Origin of the sequence: Kitasatospora sp. NPDC058184, from assembly GCF_042883725.1 — a bacterium.
Classification (GTDB): domain Bacteria; phylum Actinomycetota; class Actinomycetes; order Streptomycetales; family Streptomycetaceae; genus Kitasatospora.
Window position 1 is genome coordinate 1 of sequence record NZ_JBHVVE010000011.1, and the last position, 21,269, is coordinate 21,269.

General features: G+C 73.9%; 12 protein-coding genes and 1 pseudogene. 7 read left to right on the top strand and 6 right to left on the bottom strand.

Annotated elements, in window-relative coordinates; genetic code table 11:
- Positions 1–6 precede the first annotated feature (6 nt).
- The 4 genes and pseudogenes from ACFVXH_RS21765 to gndA form a co-directional block, all read left to right on the top strand.
- Positions 7–228 (top strand): annotated as a pseudogene (locus ACFVXH_RS21765) (AMP-binding protein); the annotation flags it as partial.
- A 132-nt stretch (positions 229–360) separates the two neighbouring features.
- Positions 361–9,918, top strand: a complete 9,558-nt coding sequence (locus tag ACFVXH_RS21770) for an amino acid adenylation domain-containing protein (protein ID WP_387826664.1) — start codon at positions 361–363, stop codon at positions 9,916–9,918.
- A 156-nt stretch (positions 9,919–10,074) separates the two neighbouring features.
- Positions 10,075–11,376, top strand: a complete 1,302-nt coding sequence (locus ACFVXH_RS21775; RefSeq protein WP_074004955.1) for an MFS transporter — start codon at positions 10,075–10,077, stop codon at positions 11,374–11,376.
- Positions 11,377–11,595: 219 nt separating this feature from the next.
- On the top strand, positions 11,596–13,050 hold the full coding sequence (gene gndA, locus ACFVXH_RS21780) for an NADP-dependent phosphogluconate dehydrogenase (protein ID WP_387826208.1): 1,455 nt from the start codon (positions 11,596–11,598) through the stop codon (positions 13,048–13,050).
- Positions 13,051–13,107: 57 nt separating this feature from the next.
- Here gndA and ACFVXH_RS21785 read toward each other — a convergent pair whose 3' ends face one another.
- Together ACFVXH_RS21785 and ACFVXH_RS21790 are read right to left on the bottom strand one after the other, a co-directional pair.
- Positions 13,108–14,463 carry an MFS transporter gene (locus ACFVXH_RS21785; RefSeq protein WP_387826211.1) on the bottom strand — a complete coding sequence of 452 codons (1,356 nt, stop codon included), beginning with the start codon at positions 14,461–14,463 and terminating at the stop codon, positions 13,108–13,110.
- Positions 14,464–14,466: 3 nt separating this feature from the next.
- On the bottom strand, positions 14,467–14,817 hold the full coding sequence (locus tag ACFVXH_RS21790; RefSeq protein WP_387826214.1) for a DUF5825 family protein: 351 nt from the start codon (positions 14,815–14,817) through the stop codon (positions 14,467–14,469).
- Between ACFVXH_RS21790 and ACFVXH_RS21795 the strand changes: the two genes are divergently transcribed.
- Complete coding sequence (locus ACFVXH_RS21795; RefSeq protein WP_387826217.1) at positions 14,804–14,944, top strand: BBE domain-containing protein; 141 nt, start codon at positions 14,804–14,806, stop codon at positions 14,942–14,944. The two genes, ACFVXH_RS21790 and ACFVXH_RS21795, sit on opposite strands and share 14 nt — an antisense overlap.
- A gap of 24 nt (positions 14,945–14,968) precedes the next feature.
- Here the strand turns inward: ACFVXH_RS21795 and ACFVXH_RS21800 are convergent, their stop codons facing one another.
- The 4 genes from ACFVXH_RS21800 to ACFVXH_RS21815 form a co-directional block, all read right to left on the bottom strand.
- Positions 14,969–15,706, bottom strand: a complete 738-nt coding sequence (locus ACFVXH_RS21800) for a class I SAM-dependent methyltransferase (protein ID WP_387826219.1) — start codon at positions 15,704–15,706, stop codon at positions 14,969–14,971.
- Positions 15,707–15,870: 164 nt separating this feature from the next.
- Positions 15,871–17,073 (bottom strand): MFS transporter, encoded by a 1,203-nt coding sequence (locus tag ACFVXH_RS21805; protein ID WP_387826222.1) that lies wholly within the window; start codon positions 17,071–17,073, stop codon positions 15,871–15,873.
- Positions 17,074–17,183: 110 nt separating this feature from the next.
- Complete coding sequence (locus ACFVXH_RS21810) at positions 17,184–17,429, bottom strand: hypothetical protein (RefSeq protein WP_147409344.1); 246 nt, start codon at positions 17,427–17,429, stop codon at positions 17,184–17,186.
- A gap of 246 nt (positions 17,430–17,675) precedes the next feature.
- The gene (locus ACFVXH_RS21815; RefSeq protein WP_049657380.1) at positions 17,676–18,359 is read right to left on the bottom strand and encodes a DUF6308 family protein; all 684 of its coding nucleotides are present in this window, start codon (positions 18,357–18,359) and stop codon (positions 17,676–17,678) included.
- Between the two features lie 174 nt (positions 18,360–18,533).
- On the opposite strand from ACFVXH_RS21815, the gene ACFVXH_RS21820 reads away from it, so the two are divergent.
- Entirely contained in the window at positions 18,534–18,683 is a 150-nt protein-coding gene (locus ACFVXH_RS21820; RefSeq protein ID WP_159028590.1) for a hypothetical protein, read from the top strand.
- Positions 18,683–21,232 carry a hypothetical protein gene (locus tag ACFVXH_RS21825; protein WP_387826226.1) on the top strand — a complete coding sequence of 850 codons (2,550 nt, stop codon included), beginning with the start codon at positions 18,683–18,685 and terminating at the stop codon, positions 21,230–21,232. Before ACFVXH_RS21820 ends, ACFVXH_RS21825 begins: the two co-directional genes overlap by 1 nt.
- Positions 21,233–21,269: the final 37 nt, after the last annotated feature.

Here is a 21,269-nt window from a genome sequence, read left to right on the forward strand (position 1 = left end):
GCGAAGGTGCTGGGCTTGTTCCCGGGGTTGCGGGTGGGCAACGGGTACGGTCCGGCGGAGAGCATGGGCTTCACGACGTGCCACGCGGTGACCGATGCGGACTTGGCGGGTTCGTCGTTGCCGATCGGGCGTCCGGTGGGCAACAAGCGGGTGTTCGTGTTGGACGAGTGGTTGCGTCCGGTGCCGGCGGGTGTGGTGGGTGAGGTGTATGCGGCGGGGGCCGGTCTGGCGCACGGGTATGTGGGCCGGGCGGGGCTGACGGCGGAGCGGTTTGTGGCGAATCCGCTGGGTGCGGCGGGTGAACGGATGTACCGGACGGGCGACTTGGGTCGTTGGCGTGCGGACGGGGTGTTGGAGTATGTGGGGCGTGCGGACGACCAGGTGAAGATCCGGGGCTTCCGGGTCGAGCCGGGTGAGGTCGCGGCGGTCCTGTTGGCGCACGAGGCGGTGGCGCAGGCCGCGGTCGTGGCACGGGAAGACCGGCCGGGCGACAAGCGCCTGGTCGGCTACGTGGTGCCGGTCGCGGGCCGGGAGATCGATCCCGACGAGCTGCGGCGTTTCGCCGTGGGGCGGCTTCCGCGTCACATGGTGCCGTCGGTGGTGGTGGTGCTGGAGGCGTTGCCGATCACGCCGAACGGCAAGCTGGACCAGCGCGCGCTGCCCGCGCCTGCCGCCGTCGCTGTCGAGCCGAGCGGTCGGGCGCCGCGTTCCGCGCAGGAGGAGATCCTGTGCGTGGTGTTCGCGGAGGTGCTGGGCCTGCCGTCGGTGGGGATCGACGACGACTTCTTCGCTCTGGGCGGGCACTCGCTCCTCGCGGCCCGGCTGATCAGCCGGATTCGCAGCACCTTCGGCGCGGAACTCGGGATCCGCGACCTGTTCGACGCCTCCACGGTCGTCGGCGTCGCCGAGAAGCTGAAGGAGGGGCGGCCGGCGCGGCCGGCGCTGGTGGCGGGTGAGCGGCCGGAGATGCTGCCGCTGTCGTTCGCGCAGCAGCGACTGTGGTTCCTGGACCAGCTCGAAGGCGCTTCCGCGACCTACAACAGCCCGTTCGCGTTCCGGCTGCACGGCGCGGTGGACGTCGAGGCGCTCCGTGCGGCGATCGGCGACGTGGTCGGCCGGCACGAGGCGCTGCGGACGGTCTACCCGGCGGTCGACGGACAGCCCCGCCAGCTGGTGCTGCCGGCCGGTGAGGTCGAGGTGCCGTTCAGGGTCGAGCCGTGCGCGGCTTCGGAGGTGGCGGGGCGGATCGAGGCCGAGGCCTTCGCCGTCTTCGACCTCTCCGTCGAACTTCCCTTGCGGGTCGTGCTGTTCGCGCTTGGCGAGGACGAGTCGGCCCTGGTGCTGACCCTGCACCACATCGCCAGCGACGGCTGGTCCTCCGGCCCGCTCTGGCAGGGGGTCACGTCGGCCTACCGGGCCCGGCTGGCCGGAGCCGCCCCGGAGTGGGAGCCGCTGGCCGTCCAGTACGCGGACTACACCCTCTGGCAGCACAACCAGCTCGGGGAGGCTCTCGACCAGCAACTCGCCTACTGGTCCGAGGCGTTGAGGGACGCGCCGCAGGAGGTGGCCCTGCCCTTCGACCGGCCCCGTCCTGCCGCCGCGTCGCATGAGGGCGAGCTGTTGGAGTTCCATGTCGGCCCGGAGCTGCACGCGGAGTTGGACGCGTTGGCGCGTCGGCATGGTGTGACGCTGTTCATGGTTCTGCACGCGGGCTTGGCGGCTCTGCTGTCGCGCCTCGGTGCGGGGACGGACCTCCCGATCGGCACGGTGGTGGCCGGGCGTTCGGATGAGGCCTTGGACGAGCTGGTCGGGTTCTTCGTGAACACCCTGGTACTGCGGACGGATGTGTCGGGTGAGCCGACCTTCGGTGAGTTGCTGGGCCGGGTCCGGGATGCGGACCTGGCGGCGTTCACGCACCAGGACCTGCCGTTCGAGCGGCTGGTGGAGGAGTTGAACCCGGTGCGTTCGCTGGGCCGGCACCCGCTGTTCCAGGTGATGCTGGTCCTGCAGAACAACGAGGAGGGCAGCCTCCAGCTCCCGGATGTCGTGGTGAGTACGGAGTCGTTCGGGACACCGCCTGCCAAGTTCGACCTCAACCTGACGTGCGTCGAGAACCGTGACGCCGCCAATGCGCCTGCCGGTATCACGGTGGTCCTGCAGTACGCGACCGATCTGTTCGATCAGGGGACCGCGGGTCTGGTGGCGGAGCGGTTGGTGCGGTTGCTCGGGGTGGCGGTCGGCGATCCGGAGGTTCCGGTGTCCGGCTGGGAGGTGTTCGACTCGCCTGAGCAGGAGCGGTACTTCCTCAGCCGGTCGGAGCGGGCCCGGGCCGGTGCCGTCGAGGCTGTGGAGGTGCAGGGGCATCGTGGTCCGAGGACGGCGCAGGAGGAGATCCTGTGCGCGTTCTTCGCCGAGGTCCTTGGTGTGCCGTCGGTGGGTATCGATGACAACTTCTTTGCTCTGGGCGGGCATTCGCTTCTCGCGACGCGCCTGATCAGCCGGATTCGTACCACGTTGAACGCCGAGCTGGGCATCCGCGACCTGTTCCGTAACCCGACCGTCGTCGGGGTGATGGAGAAGCTGAAGGAGGGCCGTCCGGCGCGTCCGGCGTTGGTGGCGGGTGAGCGTCCGGAGGTGCTGCCGCTGTCGTTCGCCCAGCAGCGGCTGTGGTTCCTCGACCAGCTCGAAGGCGCCTCTGCCACCTACAACAGCCCGTTCGCGTTCCGCCTGCACGGCGCGGTGGACGTCGAGGCCCTGCGCGGGGCGATCGGTGACGTGGTCGGCCGCCACGAGGCCCTGCGGACGGTCTACCCGGCGGTCGACGGCCAGCCCCGCCAGCTGGTGCTGCCGGCCGGTGAGGTCGAGGTGCCGTTCAGGGTCGAGCCGTGCACGGCCGACGAGGTGGCCGGCCGGATCGAGGCCGAGGCCTTCGCCACCTTCAGACTCTCCGCTGAACTTCCGCTGCGGGTGGCGCTGTTCACCCTCAGTACGACCGAGTCCGTCCTGGTCCTGACCCTGCACCACATCGCCAGTGACGGGTGGTCCTCGGGCCCGCTCTGGTCGGGCATCGCCTCGGCCTACCGTGCCCGTCTGGCCGGCCTGGTCCCGCAGTGGGAGCCGCTGGCCATCCAGTACGCGGACTACACGCTCTGGCAGCACAACCAGCTGGGCGAGATCCTCGACGAGCAGTTGAAGTACTGGCGTAACGCGCTGGGAGAGCTGCCGCAGGAGGTGGCTCTGCCCTTCGACCGATCCCGTCCTGCCGCCGCGTCGCACGAGGGCGAGCTGTTGGAGTTCCATGTCGGCCCCGAGTTGCACGCGGAGTTGGATGCGTTGGCGCGTCGGCACGGCGTGACGCTGTTCATGGTCCTACATGCGGGCCTGGCGGCTTTGCTGTCGCGCCTGGGTGCGGGGACGGACCTCCCGATCGGCACGGTGGTGGCCGGGCGTTCGGACGAGGCCCTGGACGACCTGGTCGGGTTCTTCGTGAACACCCTGGTCCTGCGGACGGATATGTCGGGTGAGCCGACCTTCGGTGAGTTGCTGGGCCGGGTCCGGGATGCGGACCTGGCGGCGTTCACGCACCAGGACCTGCCGTTCGAGCGCCTGGTGGAGGAGCTGAACCCGGTGCGTTCGCTGGGCCGGCACCCGCTGTTCCAGGTGATGCTCGTTCTGCAGAACAACGACGAGGGCACGCTCCAACTCCCGGGCCTCACCGCTCAGCCCGAGTCCTTCGGGACACCGCCCGCCAAGTTCGACCTCAACCTGACGTGCGTCGAGAACCGTGACGCCGCCAATGCGCCTGCCGGTATCACGGTGGTCCTGCAGTACGCGACCGATCTGTTCGACCAGGAGACTGCGGGTCTGGTGGCGGAGCGGTTGGTGCGGTTGCTCGGGGTGGCGGTCGGTGATCCGGAGGTTCCGGTGTCCGGCTGGGAGGTGTTCGACTCGCCTGAGCAGGAGCGGTACTTCCTCAGCCGGGCGGAGCGTGCGCGGGCCGGTGCCGTCGAGGCTGTGGAGGTGCAGGGGCATCGTGGTCCGAGGACGGCGCAGGAGGAGATCCTCTGCGCGTTCTTCGCCGAGGTCCTTGGTGTTCCGTCGGTTGGTATCGACGACAACTTCTTTGCTCTGGGCGGCCATTCGCTTCTCGCGACGCGCCTGATCAGCCGCATCCGCACGACCCTCAACGCTGAGCTCGGCATCCGCGACCTCTTCCGCAACCCGACGGTGGTCGGGGTGATGGAGAAGCTGAAGGAGGGGCGTCCGGCGCGGCCGGCGTTGGTGGCGGGTGAGCGTCCGGAGGTGCTGCCGCTGTCGTTCGCCCAGCAGCGGCTGTGGTTCCTCGACCAGCTCGAAGGCGCCTCTGCCACCTACAACAGCCCGTTCGCGTTCCGCCTGCACGGCACGGTGGACGTCGAGGCCCTGCGCGGGGCGATCGGCGACGTGGTCGGCCGCCACGAGGCCCTGCGGACGATCTACCCCGCGATCGACGGCCAGCCCCGCCAGCTGGTCCTGCCCGCCCAGGACGTCCAGGTGCCGTTCAGGGTCGAGCCGTGCACGGCCGAGGAGCTGGCCGAGCGGATCGAAGCCGAGGCCTTCACCACCTTCAAGCTCTCGACCGAACTTCCCTTGCGGGTAGTGCTGTTCACTGCCACTGAAGGGGAATCCGTCCTCGTCCTGACCCTGCACCACATCGCCAGTGACGGGTGGTCCTCGGGCCCGCTCTGGTCGGGCATCGCCTCGGCCTACCGTGCCCGTCTGGCCGGTCTCGTCCCGCAGTGGGAGCCGCTGGCCGTCCAGTACGCGGACTACACGCTCTGGCAGCACAACCAGCTCGGCGCGACCATGGACCAGCAACTCGCCTACTGGTCCGAGGCGCTGAGGGATGCGCCGCAGGAGGTGGCCCTGCCCTTCGATCGGCCCCGACCGGCCACCGCCTCGCACGAGGGTGAGCTGCTGGAGTTCCACGTCGACCCCGGCCTGCACGCCGAACTGGACGCCTTGGCACGCCGGCACGGCGTGACGCTGTTCATGGTCCTGCACGCGGCTCTGGCAGCTCTGCTGTCCCGCCTCGGCGCCGGCACGGACATCCCCATCGGCACGGTCGTCGCCGGACGTTCGGACGAGGCACTGGACGACCTCGTCGGGTTCTTCGTGAACACCCTGGTCCTGCGGACCGACGTCTCGGCGGAGCCGACCTTCGGCGAACTGCTGGACCGGGTCCGGGACGCCGACCTGGCGGCGTTCACCCACCAGGACCTGCCGTTCGAGCGCCTGGTGGAGGAGCTGAACCCGGTGCGTTCGCTGGGCCGGCACCCGCTGTTCCAGGTGCTCCTGGTCCTGCAGAACAACGACGAGGGCACCCTCCAACTCCCGGGCCTCACCGCCCAGCCCGAGTCCTTCGGGACGCCACCCGCCAAGTTCGACCTCAACCTCACCTGCGTCGAGAACCGCGACGCGGCCAACGCGCCCTCCGGCATCCTCGCTGTTCTCCACTACGCCACCGACCTCTTCGACCGCGACACCATGACCCTGCTGGCGGACCGCCTGATCCGGCTGCTCGGGGTGGCGGTCGGGGATCCGGAGGTTCCGGTGTCCGGCTGGGAGGTGTTCGACTCGCCTGAGCAGGAGCGGTACTTCCTCAGCCGGGCGGAGCGTGCGCGGGCCGGTGCCGTCGAGGCTGTGGAGGTGCAGGGGCATCGCGGTCCGAGGACGGCGCAGGAGGAGATCCTGTGCGCCTTCTTCGCCGAGGTCCTCGGCGTACCGTCGGTGGGCATCGATGACAACTTCTTCGCTCTGGGCGGCCATTCGCTCCTCGCGACGCGCCTGATCAGCCGCATCCGCACGACCCTCAACGCCGAGCTCGGCATCCGCGACCTCTTCCGCAACCCGACCGTCGTCGGGGTGATGGAGAAGCTGAAGGAGGGCCGCCCGGCGCGTCCGGCGTTGGTGGCGGGGGAGCGTCCGGAGGTGCTGCCGCTGTCGTTCGCCCAGCAGCGGCTGTGGTTCCTCGACCAGCTCGAAGGCGCCTCTGCCACCTACAACAGTCCGTTCGCGTTCCGCCTGCACGGCACGGTGGACGTCGAGGCCCTGCGAGGGGCGATCGGCGACGTGGTCGGCCGCCACGAGGCCCTGCGGACGATCTACCCCGCGATCGACGGCCAGCCCCGCCAGCTGGTCCTGCCCGCCCAGGACGTCCAGGTGCCCTTCAGGGTCGAGCCGTGCACGGCGGACGAGGCCGCAGGGCGGATCGAGGCCGAGGCCTTCACCGCCTTCGACCTCTCCGCCGAACTCCCTCTGCGGGTGGCCCTGTTCACCCTCGGCGCGACCGAGTCCGTCCTCGTCCTGACCCTGCACCACATCGCCAGTGACGGCTGGTCCTCCGGTCCGCTCTGGCAGGGCATCGCCTCGGCCTACCGGGCCCGCCTGGCCGGCCTCGTCCCCGACTGGGAGCCGCTGGCCGTCCAGTACGCGGACTACACCCTCTGGCAGCACAACCAGCTCGGCGACACCATGGACCAGCAACTCGCCTACTGGTCCGAAGCACTGAGGGGTTCGCCGCAGGAGGTGGCTCTGCCCTTCGACCGGCCCCGCCCCGCCACCGCCTCGCACGAGGGCGACCTGCTGCAGTTCCACGTCGGCCCCGAGCTGCACGCCGAACTGGACGCGGTGGCGCGCCGGCACGGCGTGACGCTCTTCATGGTCCTGCACGCGGCCCTGGCGGCCCTGCTGTCCCGCCTCGGAGCCGGCACGGACCTCCCCATCGGCACCGTCGTCGCCGGACGCTCGGACCAGGCGCTGGACGACCTGGTCGGGTTCTTCGTCAACACCCTGGTCCTGCGGACGGACCTCTCGGACGCCCCCAGCTTCGGCGACCTGCTGGGCCGGGTCCGGGACACCGACCTGGCGGCCTTCACCCACCAGGACCTGCCGTTCGAGCGGCTCGTCGAGGAGCTGAACCCCGTTCGCTCCAGCTCCGTGCATCCGCTGTTCCAGGTGATGCTGGTCCTGCAGAACAACGACGAGGGCACCCTTCAACTCCCGGGCCTCACCGCCCAGCCGGAGTCCTTCGGGATGCCGCCCGTCAAGTTCGACCTCAACCTCACCTGCGTCGAGAGCCGCGACGCCGCCGGCGCTCCCTCCGGCATCCTCGCCGTTCTCCACTACGCCACCGAGCTCTTCGACCGCGACACCATGGCCCTGCTGGCGGACCGCCTGCTCCGGCTGTTGACCACCCTGGTCGCGGACCCGGACCAGTCGATCGAGGCGGTCGACATCCTGAGCCCGGCCGAGCGCCGGCAGATCCTCGTCGAGTGGAACGACACCACGCGCGTCCCGGCGGACACCGGGCTGGTCCCGGAGGTCTTCGAGGGGCACGTCCGGCGGACGCCGGACGCGACCGCGCTCGTCTTCCAGGGCGAGGTTCTGACGTTCCGTCAGCTCAACGCTCGGGCGAACCGCCTGGCGCGGCTGCTGATCGACCGTGGGGTGGGGCCGGAGCAGTCCGTGGCCGTCCTGCTCCCGCGGGGTACGGACCTGGTCGTCTCGCTGCTGGCGATCCTGAAGGCCGGGGCCTGCTACGTCCCGGTCGACCCGGAGTACCCGGTCGAGCGGGTCGGGTACATGCTCGACAACTGCCGCCCCGGCCTGGTGATCACCGGCGGGGACACCGCCGAGCGTTTCGCCGGTCTGGCCGGGCGGGTGCCGCACCTGCTGGACCTGGCGGAGCCGTCGCTGGGCGCCGAGCTGGCCCGCCGGTCCGAGGCCGACGTGTCGGACGCCGACCGGCTCGCGCCCCTGCGTCCCGGGCACGCCGCGTACGCCATCTTCACCTCCGGGTCGACGGGGACGCCGAAGGGCGTGCTCGTCGAGCACCGCTCCCTCGCCAACCTCGTCCACAGCCACCGGGAGGACGTCTACCGGGCCGACATCGCCTCGGCCGGCCGTCCCCTGCGGGCCGCCATGATCGGGGCGACGACCTTCGACGCCAGCTGGCTGCTGCTCTTCTGGCTGCTGGACGGCCACGAGCTGCACCTGGTGGACGACGAGACGCGCCGGACGCCGGAGCTCCTGGTCGACTACATCGACGGCGAGCGGATCGACTACCTGGAGACGACCCCGACCTACTGCCGGCAGCTGGTCGAGCTGGGGATGCTCTCCGAGCAGCGCGCCTCCCGCCCGCGGATCGTGGACGTCGGCGGTGAGGCCGTCGACGAGGCGCTCTGGGATGTTCTGCGGCGGGCCGGGGTCACCGCCAACAACCAGTACGGTCCCACCGAGTGCACCGTGTACAGCACGAACGCCGTGATCGGCGAGTACGAGCGGCCGGTCATCGGCCGGCCGATCCGCAACACCCGGCTCTACGTCCTGGACGACCGCCTGCGGGTGGTCCCGCCGGGCGTTCCCGGCGAGCTGTACATCGCCGGGGAGAGCCTCGCCCGCGGCTACCTGGGCCGGCCGGGTCTGACGGCCGAGCGCTTCGTGGCGGATCCGTTCGGTGCGGCGGGCGAGCGGATGTACCGCACCGGCGACCTCGTGCGGTGGCGCGCCGACGGTGCCCTGGAGTACGTGGGCCGCGCGGACGACCAGGTGAAGATCCGGGGCTTCCGGATCGAGCCGGGCGAGGTCGCCGCGGTGCTGATGGCGCACGAGGCGGTGGCGCAGGCCGCCGTGGTGGTGCGCGAGGACCAGCCGGGGGAGAAGCGCCTGGTGGGCTACGTGGTGCCGGTCGCCGACCGGGCGGCCGACCCGGAGGAGCTGCAGCGCTTCGCCGCGGGCCGTCTGCCGCGGCACATGCTGCCGTCGGCGGTCGTGGTGCTGGCGGACCTGCCGATGACCTCGCACGGCAAGCTGGACCAGCGGGCGCTGCCGGCGCCGGTCGCCGGTGCGGGAGGCGGCGGACGGGCCGCGCGCTCGGCGCAGGAGGAGATCCTGTGCGCGGTCTTCGCCGAGGTCCTCGGGGTGCCGTCGGTGGGCATCGACGACGACTTCTTCCTCCTGGGCGGGCACTCGCTGCTCGCGGCCCGGCTGATCGGCCGGATCCGCACCGCCCTCGGCGCCGAGATCGGCATCCGGGACGTCTTCGACGCCCCCACCGTCGCCGCGCTCGCCGGCCGCTTGGACGACGCGGGGGACGGGGACGGCGCGCTCGCCACCCTGCTGCCGTTGCGCAGGAGCAGCGGCCCGGCGGCCCGGCCGCTGTTCTGCGTGCACCCCGCGGCCGGCGTCAGCTGGGTCTACTCGGGCCTGCTCCGCCACCTCGACGGCGGCCGTGCCCTGTACGGTCTCCAGGCCCGCGGCCTGCTGGCCCCCGAGGCGGTTCCGGCCGGCCTCGACGCCATGGTCGACGACTACCTGGCGCTGATCCGCTCCGTCCAGCCGCAGGGCCCGTACGCGCTGCTGGGGTGGTCGTTCGGCGGGGTCGTGGCGCACGAACTCGCCGTCCGGTTGCAGGAGGAGGGCGAGGAGGTCGAGGCACTCACCCTGATGGACAGCTTCCCGAGCGGGGGCGGCGGCGGATCGGCCGAACCGGCCCGGGAGTTGACCGGTGCGGAGGCCGTCGGGGCGCTCCTGGAGTCGCTCGGCCACGACCCGGAGTCCGCGCGGGCCGCGGACGGTCCGTTCGCCCTGCTCGGCGACGCCGCGCTGGAGGCGATGGCCAGGGTCTTCCTCGCGAACATCGCGGTGCTGGACTCCTTCAAGTCCCGTACGTTCAGGGGCGATGTGCTGTTCTTCGAGGCGACCCGGGAGGAGCCGCGCCCCCCGGTGCGGCCGGAGGACTGGCGGGCCCACGTCACCGGTCGGATCGAGGTGCACCGGGTGACCGGGCGGCATGGTGAAATGACGAGGCCCGATCAGCTCGCCCAGATCGGCCCCGTTCTCGCCGCCTGGCTGGCCGGCGGGCGCGACCGGTCCTAGCCGGCGGGGCCGGCGGCCCGTGCGCCGACCGGCTTACGGGCCGCGCGGCGGTCCTGCTCCCCGCGCCGGCGTCGGCCGCGGGGTGCCGGAGGGGACACAACCAGTGGGCGGCTCCGGGCAGTTCGGATTTCCTACCGCGACAGATCGGAGCGTTCAATGGGCAACGGCACACGTGGCGGCTTGCTCCGCCGCCACCGGGACTTCCGGCTCCTCTGGTTAGGCGAGACGGCGGGGCGGTTCGGCCAGTCGGTCACGGTCCTCGCCGTTCCGCTGATCGCCGTGTCGACCCTGCACGCCGACACCTTCGAGGTCAGCCTGCTGAGCGCGGCGCCCTGGGTGCCGTGGCTGGTCATCGGCCTTCCGGTGGGCGTCTGGGTGGACCGGCTGCGGCGCAGGCAGGTGATGTTCTGGGCCAACGTCATCTGCTTCGCGCTCTTCGCCAGCGTTCCGGTCGCGGCGTGGGCCGGAGTGCTGGGGGTGACCCAACTGCTGCTCGTGGCCCTGCTCGCGGGCGCCGCCACGGTGTTCTTCCAGACCGCGTACACCGCCTACCTGCCGGACCTGGTGAAACCGGAGGACCAGGCCGAGGGCAACGCCAAGCTCCAGGGCAGCGCCTCCGCGGCGCAGATCGCCGGGCTCGGCTGCGGCGGCCTGCTCATCCAACTCGCGGGCGCCGCCAACGGGATGCTGGTCAACACGACGACCTTCCTGCTGGCGACCCTCTGCCTGGTCGCCATCCGGCACCGGGAGTCCGCGCCCGAGCGGGTCCAACGGCCGCGCGGCGCCATGGCCAAGGAGATCCGGGAGGGGCTGGGACTGCTCTTCGGCGACCCCTTCCTGCGGAGCCTGGCGCTCTTCGGAGCGGCGTCCAACCTCGCCCTGACCGGGTACCAGTCGCTCATGGTCGTCTTCCTGGTCCGTGAGGTCGGCCTGTCCTCCGGCGAGATCGGCAGCCTCGCGATGGTCAGCGGCATCGGCGGTGTGCTGGGGGCGTTCGTCGTGCGCCGGGTCAGCGCCAGGCTGGGCAGCGGACGCGCCCTGCTGGTGTTCGAGCTGGTGCTGCCGGCGCTGGCCCTGCTCATCCCGCTGGCCGGCCCCGGGTGGGGCCTGCTGATGATCGTCCTCGCCTACAGCGGGGTGGCGATCGGCATCGTGGCGGGCAACGTCATCAAGTCCGGGTTCGTCCAGAGCTACGTCCCGAGCGCCGTGCTCGGCCGGCTCGTGGCGAGCTCCGCGTTCCTCAACTACGGCACGATGCCGCTGGGCGCCCTGCTCGGGGGCGCGCTCGGCACCTGGCTCGGCCTGCGCCCGGCCCTGTGGATCCTGACCGCGGGCGTACCGGCGGCGGCCCTCTTCCTCTACTGCTCCCCGATCCGCCGCCACCGGGACCTGCCGACCGGGCAGCTGCCCGGGCACCGGCCGCAGGCCGAGCCGGAAGCGGTCGAGGCGGTGCGGTAGAGCTTGTTGCGGAAGGTTCGGGCGCCGGGTCGGGGCACCTGAACGGGGGAGTCCCCCGCGCGGCGGGCGGGTGCGGCCGGTGAGCATGTAGTCCGACCGCCCGTGGCGCCGGGCCGGGTCCGCGGCGCGCGTCGGCGGGCGGGCACGGCCGCCCCGGGAACCCGCGGCGCAGGCCCGCGAGCCCCGCCGGGGGACTCCCCGAGGAAGGAAGCACCCGCCATGGAGGCATCGGCACAGATCGGCGTGACGGGGCTCGCGGTGATGGGCCGCAACCTGGCGCGGAACTTCGCCCGCAACGGCTACACGGTCGCGGTGCACAACCGGAGCGAGGGCCGGACCAAGTCCCTGGTCGAGGAGTTCGGCCACGAGGGCGCGTTCGTCCCGGCGTGGTCGCCGCAGGAGCTGGTGGCCGCACTGGAGCGCCCCCGCCGGCTGCTGATCATGGTGAAGGCCGGCCGGGCCACCGACGAGGTCATCGAGGAGTTCACCCCGCTGCTGGAGGCGGGCGACCTGCTCATCGACGGTGGCAACGCCCACTTCGCCGACACCCGCCGCCGGGAGCGGGCGCTGCGCGAGCGCGGCATCCACTTCGTCGGGACCGGCGTCTCCGGCGGGGAGGAGGGCGCGCTGCACGGCCCCTCGGTGATGCCCGGCGGCTCCGCCGAGTCCTACGCCGTGCTCGGCCCGATGCTGGAGCGGATCAGCGCCCACGTGGACGGCGACCCGTGCTGCACCCACATCGGCACCGACGGGGCCGGGCACTTCGTGAAGATGGTGCACAACGGCATCGAGTACGCCGACATGCAGCTCATCGCCGAGGCCTACCACCTGCTGCGGGAGGTCGGCGGGTACGCCCCCGCCGAGATCGCCGAGACCTTCCGGCGCTGGAACGAGGGGCGGCTCGACTCCTACCTGATCGAGATCACCGCCGAGGTGCTCGCCCACACCGACGCTGCCACCGGCGGGCCCTTCGTCGACGTCGTCCAGGACGCCGCGGAGCAGAAGGGCACCGGGCGCTGGACCGTCCAGACCGCCCTCGACCTCGGCTCCCCGGTCACCGCCATCGCCCAGGCCACCTTCGCCCGGGTCGCCTCCGCCCGGGCCGAACTGCGGGCGGCCTACCGGCCGCTGCCCGGGGGCGGCCGGCAGGAGTTGCGCCCGCACGAGGCCGAGCGCTTCACCCGGGACGTCGAGCAGGCCCTCTACGCGTCCAAGGTCATCGCCTACGACCAGGGCTGGACGATGATCCGTGACGCCGCGGCCGAGTACGGCTGGGACATCGACCTGGGGGCGGTGGCGAGGATCTGGCGCGGCGGGTGCATCATCCGCGCCGCGTTCCTCGACCGGATCCGTGCCGCCCACGCGGCCAACCCCGACCTGGTCAGCCTGCTCGCCGAGGAGGAGTTCGCGGCCGAGGTCTCCGACGCCCAGGCGGCCTGGCGCACGGTGGTGGCCGGCGCGGCCCAGCACGGCATCCCGGTGCCGGCCTTCTCCGCCGCGCTCGCCTCCTACGACACCCTGCGCAGCCCGCACCTGCCCGCCGCGCTGATCCAGGGGCAGCGCGACTTCTTCGGCGCCCACACCTACCGCCGCACCGACCGCCCGGGCAGCTTCCACACCCTCTGGGCCGAGCCTGGACGCCCCGAGGTGCGGACGGACGGCGGGACGGCGTAGCCGGACGGCCCCGGCGCCCCGGGGGGGGCGGGCGTCAGGGCCTCTCCGGGGCGGGCCTCAGGGCGTCTCCGGGACGCTCTTCCGCTCCGCCGCCCGCTCGATCTCCGCGAGCATGTCGCGCGGGAACCAGAGGCTGCTCGCGCCCGCGAGGGCGACGGCCGCCGCGCCGACCAGTACCGGCACGATGCCGACCCGGGAGGCGAGCCACCCGCCGAGGAAGGCGCCGACGGGCAGGGTGGCGGTCAGCACGGCCTGGAGGAAGGCGTTGACGCGGCCCAGCAGGTGGGCGGGGGTGACGAGTTGGCGCCCGGTGGTCATGGCGATCGACCAGATGGTGGCCATCAGTCCGAACAGCAGCTGGTACAGGACCAGCACGGCGAAGGACAGCCCCAGGGAGGCCGCCGGGATGAGGAAGAGGGCGGCGCCCGCGCCCACGGCGCACAGCCGGATGGCCCGGGCCATGCCCAGCGCCCGGGTCACCGAGGTCGCGACCAGCACGCCGGTGCCCATGCCGACGGCGTACGCGGCGTAGACCGTGCCGAGCTGCCACGGGGGCAGCTGCAGCTCCCGGTCGGCGTACAGGACGAACAGGCCGCCGCCGGCCCCGCCGCCGAGGTTGAGCCCGGCCGCGGCCAGCGCCTGGCGGCGCAGCAGGGTCTCGCGCCGGATGACCGCGAGGCCCTCCCGCAGGGCGTCGAGGCGGGAGCGCGCGCCGCTGCCCGCCTCCTGCGCGGACCGGTTCAGCGCGGCCGGCAGGGCGAGGAACAGGGCCCCGCCGACGAGGTAGGCGGCGCACTCGACCAGCAGCGCCGGGGCCGGGTCGATCAGGCCGATCAGGATGCCGCCGAGCGCCGGCCCGCCGATCAGGCCGATGGTCCGGGCCCCGGTGAGCGAGGAGTTGGCCGGCAGCAGGCGGTCCGGGGGCACCACGCGGGGCAGACAGGACTGCAGCGCGACGCCCTGCGCGGAGTTCAGCGCCCCGGAGGCGGCGGCCGCGGCGAACAGGTGTGGCCAGGTCAGGCCGTCCAGCGCGGCGGCGAGCGGCACGCTGCCGATGGCGGGGACCTGCAGCCAGGACACCGCTACCAGCATCCGCCGCAGCCGGGCCCGGTCGACGGCCACGCCGATCAGCGGGCTGAGCAGGACGCCGGGCAGGTAGGTCATCGCCATCAGCGCCGAGGCGCCGAGCGGGCCGGCGTGCAGGTGGGCGATGGCCAGCAGCGGCAGCGCCAGCGCGGTGACCTGACGCCCCACCGAGCTGGTCATCTGCTCCGTGACCAGCAGCAGAAGCGGCCGGTGCCGGCGCAGCGGTACGGAATCCGGGGCTTTGGCCGGGGCCGGGGTGGCGGCCGGGGTCGCGGCCGGGCCGGACTCCGGGGGTATGGACGACTCCTCGGCCGTGGAGGATCCCATGTATCAAACTCCTGTGTCGGGCACGGGCCAGTGGCGGATGCGGGGCGGGAGCGTCACCGCCCAGCCCCGGGTGACGAGCACGAGGCCCTCGGAGGCCGGCACGGACACCGCCTCACGGCCCGTACTGCTGAGGTCGTCCAGGGCGGTGGGGGTCAGGCAGGCCCGGAAGGTGGCCACCAGGTCGGGGTGGTCCAGGGCGAAGCGGGCCGAGGCGTCCGGGGTGCGGCGGTCGCGGACCTGGAGGACGTCCGGTCCCCGGATGCGCGGGCCCCACGTGCTCTCGGCAGCCCGTGGCGGGGAGTCACGGAAGTAGTCCATGCCGATGATGTTGTCGACCGTGATGAGGTCGAGCAACTTGTGCTGGTGGACGAGCCGTTCGGTCTCGGACTACGCCCGGCTCGCGGTCGTGGAGAAGGCGTACGACCCGGCGAACGTCCTGCGCGACAACCTGAGCATCCGACCCGAGGGCGACGAGCTCTAGGCAAGCGGCGGTCCGGGCCCGGGCTCAGTTCGGCGCGGAACCGCCCGGCCCGGCGACCAGCCAGTGCGCGGGCAGCTCGATCCGGGAGCCGTCGGCGGCCGACTCCGTGGTGGCCAGCGGCAGTTCGCCGGCGGCGAGGACGTCGAGGCCGGCCGTGCGGAACAGCTCCGGGAAGACCGCGTCGGCGACCTCGGCGGGGGCGAGCCCGTGCGAGAACACCGGGCGCAGCTTCGGCGGCGGACCGTCCGGGGCGTGGACGAGCTCGCCCAGCACGCCCTTGGCCGCCTCGGCGAGCTCGAACACGAAGGCCCGGCCGCGGTCCCCGAGCAGGATGCGAATGGCCTCGACCACCCGTGGGCGGTCCGCCGGCTCGCTCTGGTGGATCACCCCGCGCACGTACACGTTGGCGTCGCCGAGGCGCTGGTGGAGCGCCCGGACGGCCTCGGGGTCGGTGGCGTCCAACCGGGTGAACTCGGCCCGCCCGGCCGGGTCGCAGCGCCGGGCGAGGTCCAGCGCGGCGGCGGACAGGTCGACCCCGAGGGCGAGCGGGAAGCGCTCGGCGAGGAAGCGGGTCTGGGTGCCGTTGCCGCAGCCCAGGTCGACGATGGGCAGCGCGGGGTCCGCCAGGTGCGGGCGGAGCAGCGTGAGGTGGCGTTCGGCGCTGCGGGCCGGCTCCGCGTCCCAGATCACCCCGCCCGGTTCCTCGGGCGCGTCGCGCCAGAAGCCCTCCCAGGCGTCCAGGTACCGACTCGTCACGCTCATGGCGGAGGCCTCCGGGTGGTGCGCGGGGTGTCTGGCTCGTGTCTATCGGTACCCGGCCGGGGCGGCAAGCGGGTACCGGCGGGCGGCGGCGGGCGCGCGCGGTCGGCGTGCGGGGGGCGCGTACGGCGGCGCGCGGGATCGGCTCGCGAGGTCGGCCCGCAGGGTCAGCCCGCGGCGCGCGCCTGGCGCAGCAGGTAGAGGCCGGAGGCGGCGGCGAGCACCGCCATGCAGGCGGCGAAGACCAGGCCCGCGTGCGTCAGGCCGAGCGGCCCGGTCAGCAGGCCCACCCCGATGACCGGGATCGAGATGCCGAAGTAGGCGACCACGAACAGCGCCGAGAGGGCGCCGCCGCGGTGCTCGGGGGGAGCGGCCGCAGCCACCTCGCCCACCGCCCCGCGCAGGCCCATGCCCTGCCCGGCGCCGCCCGCCAGGGCGCTGAGCACCAGCGGTGGCAGGCTCTCCCAGGCGAGCGAGGCGGCCAGCAGGGCCATCCCGGCGATAAGCACCAGGCAGCCCAGCGGCACCGCCCGGGCGGTGCCCAGCCGGGGCACCAGGAGCTGGCCGAGGGTGGAGGCGAAGAAGGCCGTGAAGACGACCAGGCCGACCACCGCGCGGTTGTGGACGCCCAGACCGGTGGCGAGGAAGGCGGGACTGACCGAGGTGAACAGGCCCAGCAGGGAGAAGCCGGCGAACGCGGCGATCGCGGCCGGGACGAACACCCGGCGGACCTCCGGCGGCAGCGCCGGCCGGTCGGGCCGGGCCGTGCGCAGCGGACGGGCCCCGGCGACCGTCTCCGGGAGCATCCAGGTGAGGGCGAAGGAGACCGCGAGCAGCCCCAGGTGCACGACGAACGGCAGCACCAGCGGGTACGGCGCGTACTGCGAGAGCAGGCCCGACAGCAGCGGCCCGCAGCCGAGCCCGCCCATGTTGGCGGCGGTCGCGACGAAGCCCGCGCGGGCCTGGTGCCCGGGCGGGGCGAGCTCCAGCACGTACGCCGTCCCGGTGCCGGTGAACAGGCCCGCCGAGAACCCGGACAGCAGTCGGCCCAGGCAGAGCAGGGCGACGCTGTCCGCGGTCAGGAAGACCACGGCGCTGGCGGCCGAGCAGACCAGCCCGCAGAGCAGCACGGGCCGGCGCCCGACGGAGTCCGAGACGTTGCCGATCAGCAGCAGGACGCCGATGACACCGAAGGCGTACACCGCGAACACGACCGTCACCGTCAGCTCGGAGAAGCCGAGCTTCTCCTGGTACAGGCCGTAGAGCGGGGTGGGCAGCGTGGTGCCCGCCATGCAGACGGCGAACGCGGCGGCGGCGACGAGGTGGCCCACCCGGGCCGTACCAGGCCCGGCGGTCCGACGATCGGTCATTCGCCCACGATAGGCGCGCACCCGGGAGGGGGGCCGTGCCGTGCGGGGGAGCGCTGCGCCGAATGGCCGTCCGGCCGTGCTCGGCGGCTATCGGGCGCGGGAGGGCAGGGTCAGCGGTCCGGGTGCCAGGTGGATTCGAGGGCGGTGGTGCCGTCCGGCCGGGGCACGGGGTGCCAGCGGGCGCGCAGACCGGCCGGACGGGCGGCCGGCCGGGGCGCGCCCAGGGCACCGAGCACGGTGCTGTCGAGCGGGCTGGCGGCCAGCCGGTCCAGCACCCGCGCGCAGGCGCCGCGCAGGCCGTGGCCCTGGCGGCGCGCGTCGGGGACGTCGGAATGGAAGGCAGCGAGGACGGACATGCGGCTCACCTCCGGAGCGACCTGCGGGTCGTGCAGGCGTGGTCCGTCCAGCTTCGGGCCGTCCGGGGGCACCGGGCTCCGGATTGACGGGCTATTGACGGCTGCCGACACTCCGCTGACGAACTGCTGACGCGGAGGCGGTCCCCGCGCCCGCCGCCGTTGGTCCCCGCGCCCGCCGCCGTCGGTCCCGGACCCGCTCGGCGGAGGTCCGCTCGGCGGAGGTCCGCCCGGTGGCGGGACGCGGGGTCAGCCCGTCGCCTGCCCGGCCTCGCCCTGGTGCATCCAGGCGATGACGTCCAGCACCCGCAGCACGCCGATGTCCTCGCCGATCCCGGCCTCCGTGCGGAGCTCCGCCAGCCGGGCGCGGAACGCCCCGCCGTCCGCGCGCAGGGCGTCGGCCAGCGCGGACCAGAAGGTGGTGTCGACCTTCGGCCGCCGGAAGAGCGCCTTCACCCGGATGTCGTAGACGGGTATCAGGTGCGGCCGCTTGCGGGCCAGCAGCTTGCCCGCGACGACGGGGCCGACCCCGTCCGGCTTGCCCGGGTACGCGGCGCGGGGGTTCGCCAGCCGGTCCCACAGCTCGGCGGCCGGCCCGCCGGGGGCGATCAGCGGGGCACTGGCCGGGTCCTCCAGTCGGGCGTCGCGGGGGATCGCGGACAGCAGCCGGCCCCAGTGCCCGTCGGGGTCGGTGAGCAGCTCGACGGCTCCGTGCGGCTCGACCGAGACGCTCAGCATGGTGATCGCGAGCAGGTCGTCGGCGGTGAAGGCGTCCGCCGTCTCCGGGCGGTCGCCGCCGCCGGCGAGCCGCTCGAAGTGGGCGCCCGTGTAGTAGTGGTCGCCCTTCGCCCGCAGCCGGGTGAAGTAGGCACGCAGCAGCCGGACCGAGGCCCCGGTGTCCCCGTACACCGGGGGAATCCACAGCGCCGTCATGAGGGACCCCCTTCGAATCCGTGCGTCCGGGGGCAGTGTGGCAGAGGGGTCCGACAATCCGGTCCGGAGGCCGCTGAACCGGGCCGGTGCCGGGGGCCGTAGGACCGTAGTGGGCGCGCAGCGGTGCGTCCGCGAAGCGGCGGGCGCGTCCGCGAGGAACCCGGGAGGAAGTGGATGCAGTCCCGACGCGACCAGGTGCGGGCGCACCCGGTCGTGCTGACGAGGCCGGTCCCGGATGTGTTGCGGGTGGAGCCCGAGGCACCGGACACCCCCACCCGGCGCACCACCCGGGGCGCCACGACGGGCCCGGCGGAGGAGGAGTGATGGGCGCTGTGGAGGCCCCGGAGGCGGTCGGCGCCTCGACGCTGCGGGCGCTCGGCGCGCACTACGTGATCGCACCGCCCGGCGCGGAGGCCGACGGACTGGCCGAGGCGCTGGCGCCCGTACGCGCCCAGCCGGGGGCGCTGCTGCTGCTCGCCGCCGCCGAGGACGCGGCGCCCGTCCTGCTCGCCTCGCTGGACGAACTCGCCCGGGCCGCGCGCGGGCGCGACGCCGACGTGCTGGTGCTGGCCGCCTCCGGACTGGCCGCGGTCGGCCCCGACGGCCGGCGGCCCGCCGAACTGCTCGCCCGGCGCAGCGGGTTGACCGTCGTCGCACCGGACACGGTGGTCAGCGTCGAGCCGGACGGCACCCTGCCGGCCGTGGACGGGACGTGGTGGCGCTGCCGGCCCGGCGGGGGAGCGGAGCCGCTCGGCGGCCGCTGGCCCGCCGACGCGACCATCACCCCGCTGGCCGGCGGGGCGTACTGGATCACCGACGCGGCGGTGGGACCGGTCCGCCCCGCCGTGCTGGACCGGGCCTTCGCACCGCGCGACCGGCTGCTGATGATCATCGGCGCGCCCGCCCGGTCACTGCCCAGCGGTGCCCAACTGGCCAGCGCGGCGACCCTGTTGAAGGAGCAGGCGCCCCATCGGGAGTACCTCGCACTGAGCGCGCCGTGGGCCGCGCCGCTCGAACTCATCGAGACGGCCGCCGTGCTGGCGGCCTCGCTCGGGCAGGAGGTGCGGGCGGCGATCGGCGTGCCGGTGGCCAGGTCGGGCCTGCCGGGGGCGCCCGGGTGCGGAGTGCGGCACGTCCACGTGGCGCCGGACGGGGGCGAGGGCTGGGAACCGTACCTCATCGAGTTGTCCGCCCGCCCGCGCGAACGCACCGTCACCGCCGTCGGCTGGCGCGTCGGGCCCGGCCCGGGTGTGGGCCCTGGGACGGAGCGCTTTCCGGCTCTCCCCGGCCCGGGCGCGGGGCCCGGTCCGGGCCGCTTCCCGGCCTTTCCCGGCCCGCCTCCGGTCCCCGGCGCGGGGCGTTTCCCGGTCTTCCCGGGCCCGGCTGTGGGGCCTGGGGCGGGGCGTTTCCCGGCTCTCCCCGGCCCGCCCGCGGCCCCTGGGGCGGGCCGTTTTCCGGCTCTCCCCGCGCCGCCTTCGGTGCTCGGGGCGGCGCGCTACCCGGCCTTTCCCGGCTGGGAGGTGGAGGCGGTGGCGGCCGGACTGTGGCTGCGCCCGGCCGCGACCCCGGAGCGGGGCCCCCGGCTGCGTCGGCCGGACCCGGCCCAGCCCGTGCTGGTCGTGGGCACGCCGGGCCGCCCGGTTCCGGACGCGGTCTGGGACCACCTCGGTACGGTGCTGGGCTCGCTCCCGGCCGGGCCGGTACGCCTCGCGCTCGTGGTGGCGGGGGTGTTGGACGTGGAGTCGGCCGCGGTGGGTCGGTTCTGCGCGCGGCAGTACGGGCTGGACTGGGTCGGCGAGGAGGCGGTCGAGGCCGCGGAGGGGCGGGTGGCCGTGCTCGGTTCCGAGCCGGTGACGGCTCCGGAGCCCGTCGCCACGGTGCCGACTTCGGAAGGGGCGTTGGCGGCGGAGGCTCCCGGGGAGGCCCATGAGGGAACAATATTGGCCCCTGAGGTCGTCGTGGAGGAGCCTGAGGAGTCGGTTGCCGAAGTCCCGCTAGCAGAGCCAGAGTTGCTGTCCGAGCCTGAGGTGGAGGAGTCGGTCGCCGAGGCCCCGGAAGTCGAGCCCGAGCCCGAGCCCGAGGTGCCCGCTGCGACGCCCCCGGCCCCGGAACCGTCCCCGGAGCCGGAGCCGTCGGAGCCCGCCACCCCCGCCGGGGACGGCGAGGCCCTGGTCGCCCAACTCGGCTCCGCCTACGAGCCCTTGGCCCGACGGGCCGAGGACGTCGCCGCCCGGCTGCCCGCCCTGCGCGCCCAGGCGGAGGACGGCGACCAGGGGCCCGAGCTGGTCGCCCTCCTGCTGCACGCCGGCGACTCCGGCCCCCTGGCCCCGCGCGCCGAACTCCTCGAGGCGGCCCGCTCCGGCGAGCCCGGCCGCTACGGCCCGTACCTGCGCTGCCTGGCCGCCGGCCTGCGGCGGCTGCCCGGGTACTACGGCGGTGTGCTGGTCGCCGGTCCGGCGCAGGCCTGCGACCTCGCCGCGTACGCCCCGGGCACGGTGCTGACCGAGCGGGCCCCGGTGACCGCCCTGGCGGTGCCCGAGGCGGACCTGGGGGAGGACGTCGGGATCGAGTTCGCCATCTGGTCCGTCGGCGGCCGCCGCAGCTCGGCCTTCGGCGAGCCGGGCGACCCGCCCATGGTGGTCTTCGTCCCGGGCGCGGAGTTCGAGGTGGTCGAGGTCCAGCCGGCGGACCCGGAGGAGGGCCGCCCGGCCCGGGTCCTGCTCCACGAGATCGGCGGCGTCCGCCCGAGCCCCGAGCGGCTGCGCACCTGGCTCGCCCGCCGCGATGCCGTCGCCCCCGCCGACCGCGTCCGCCCCGCCGACCCCTCCCGCTACGCCCTCGCCCTGGGCGTCGGCTCCGGCCCCGCCGACTGACTGTCGGTGGGGCCGGATACGGTGCGTCCCGGAGCCG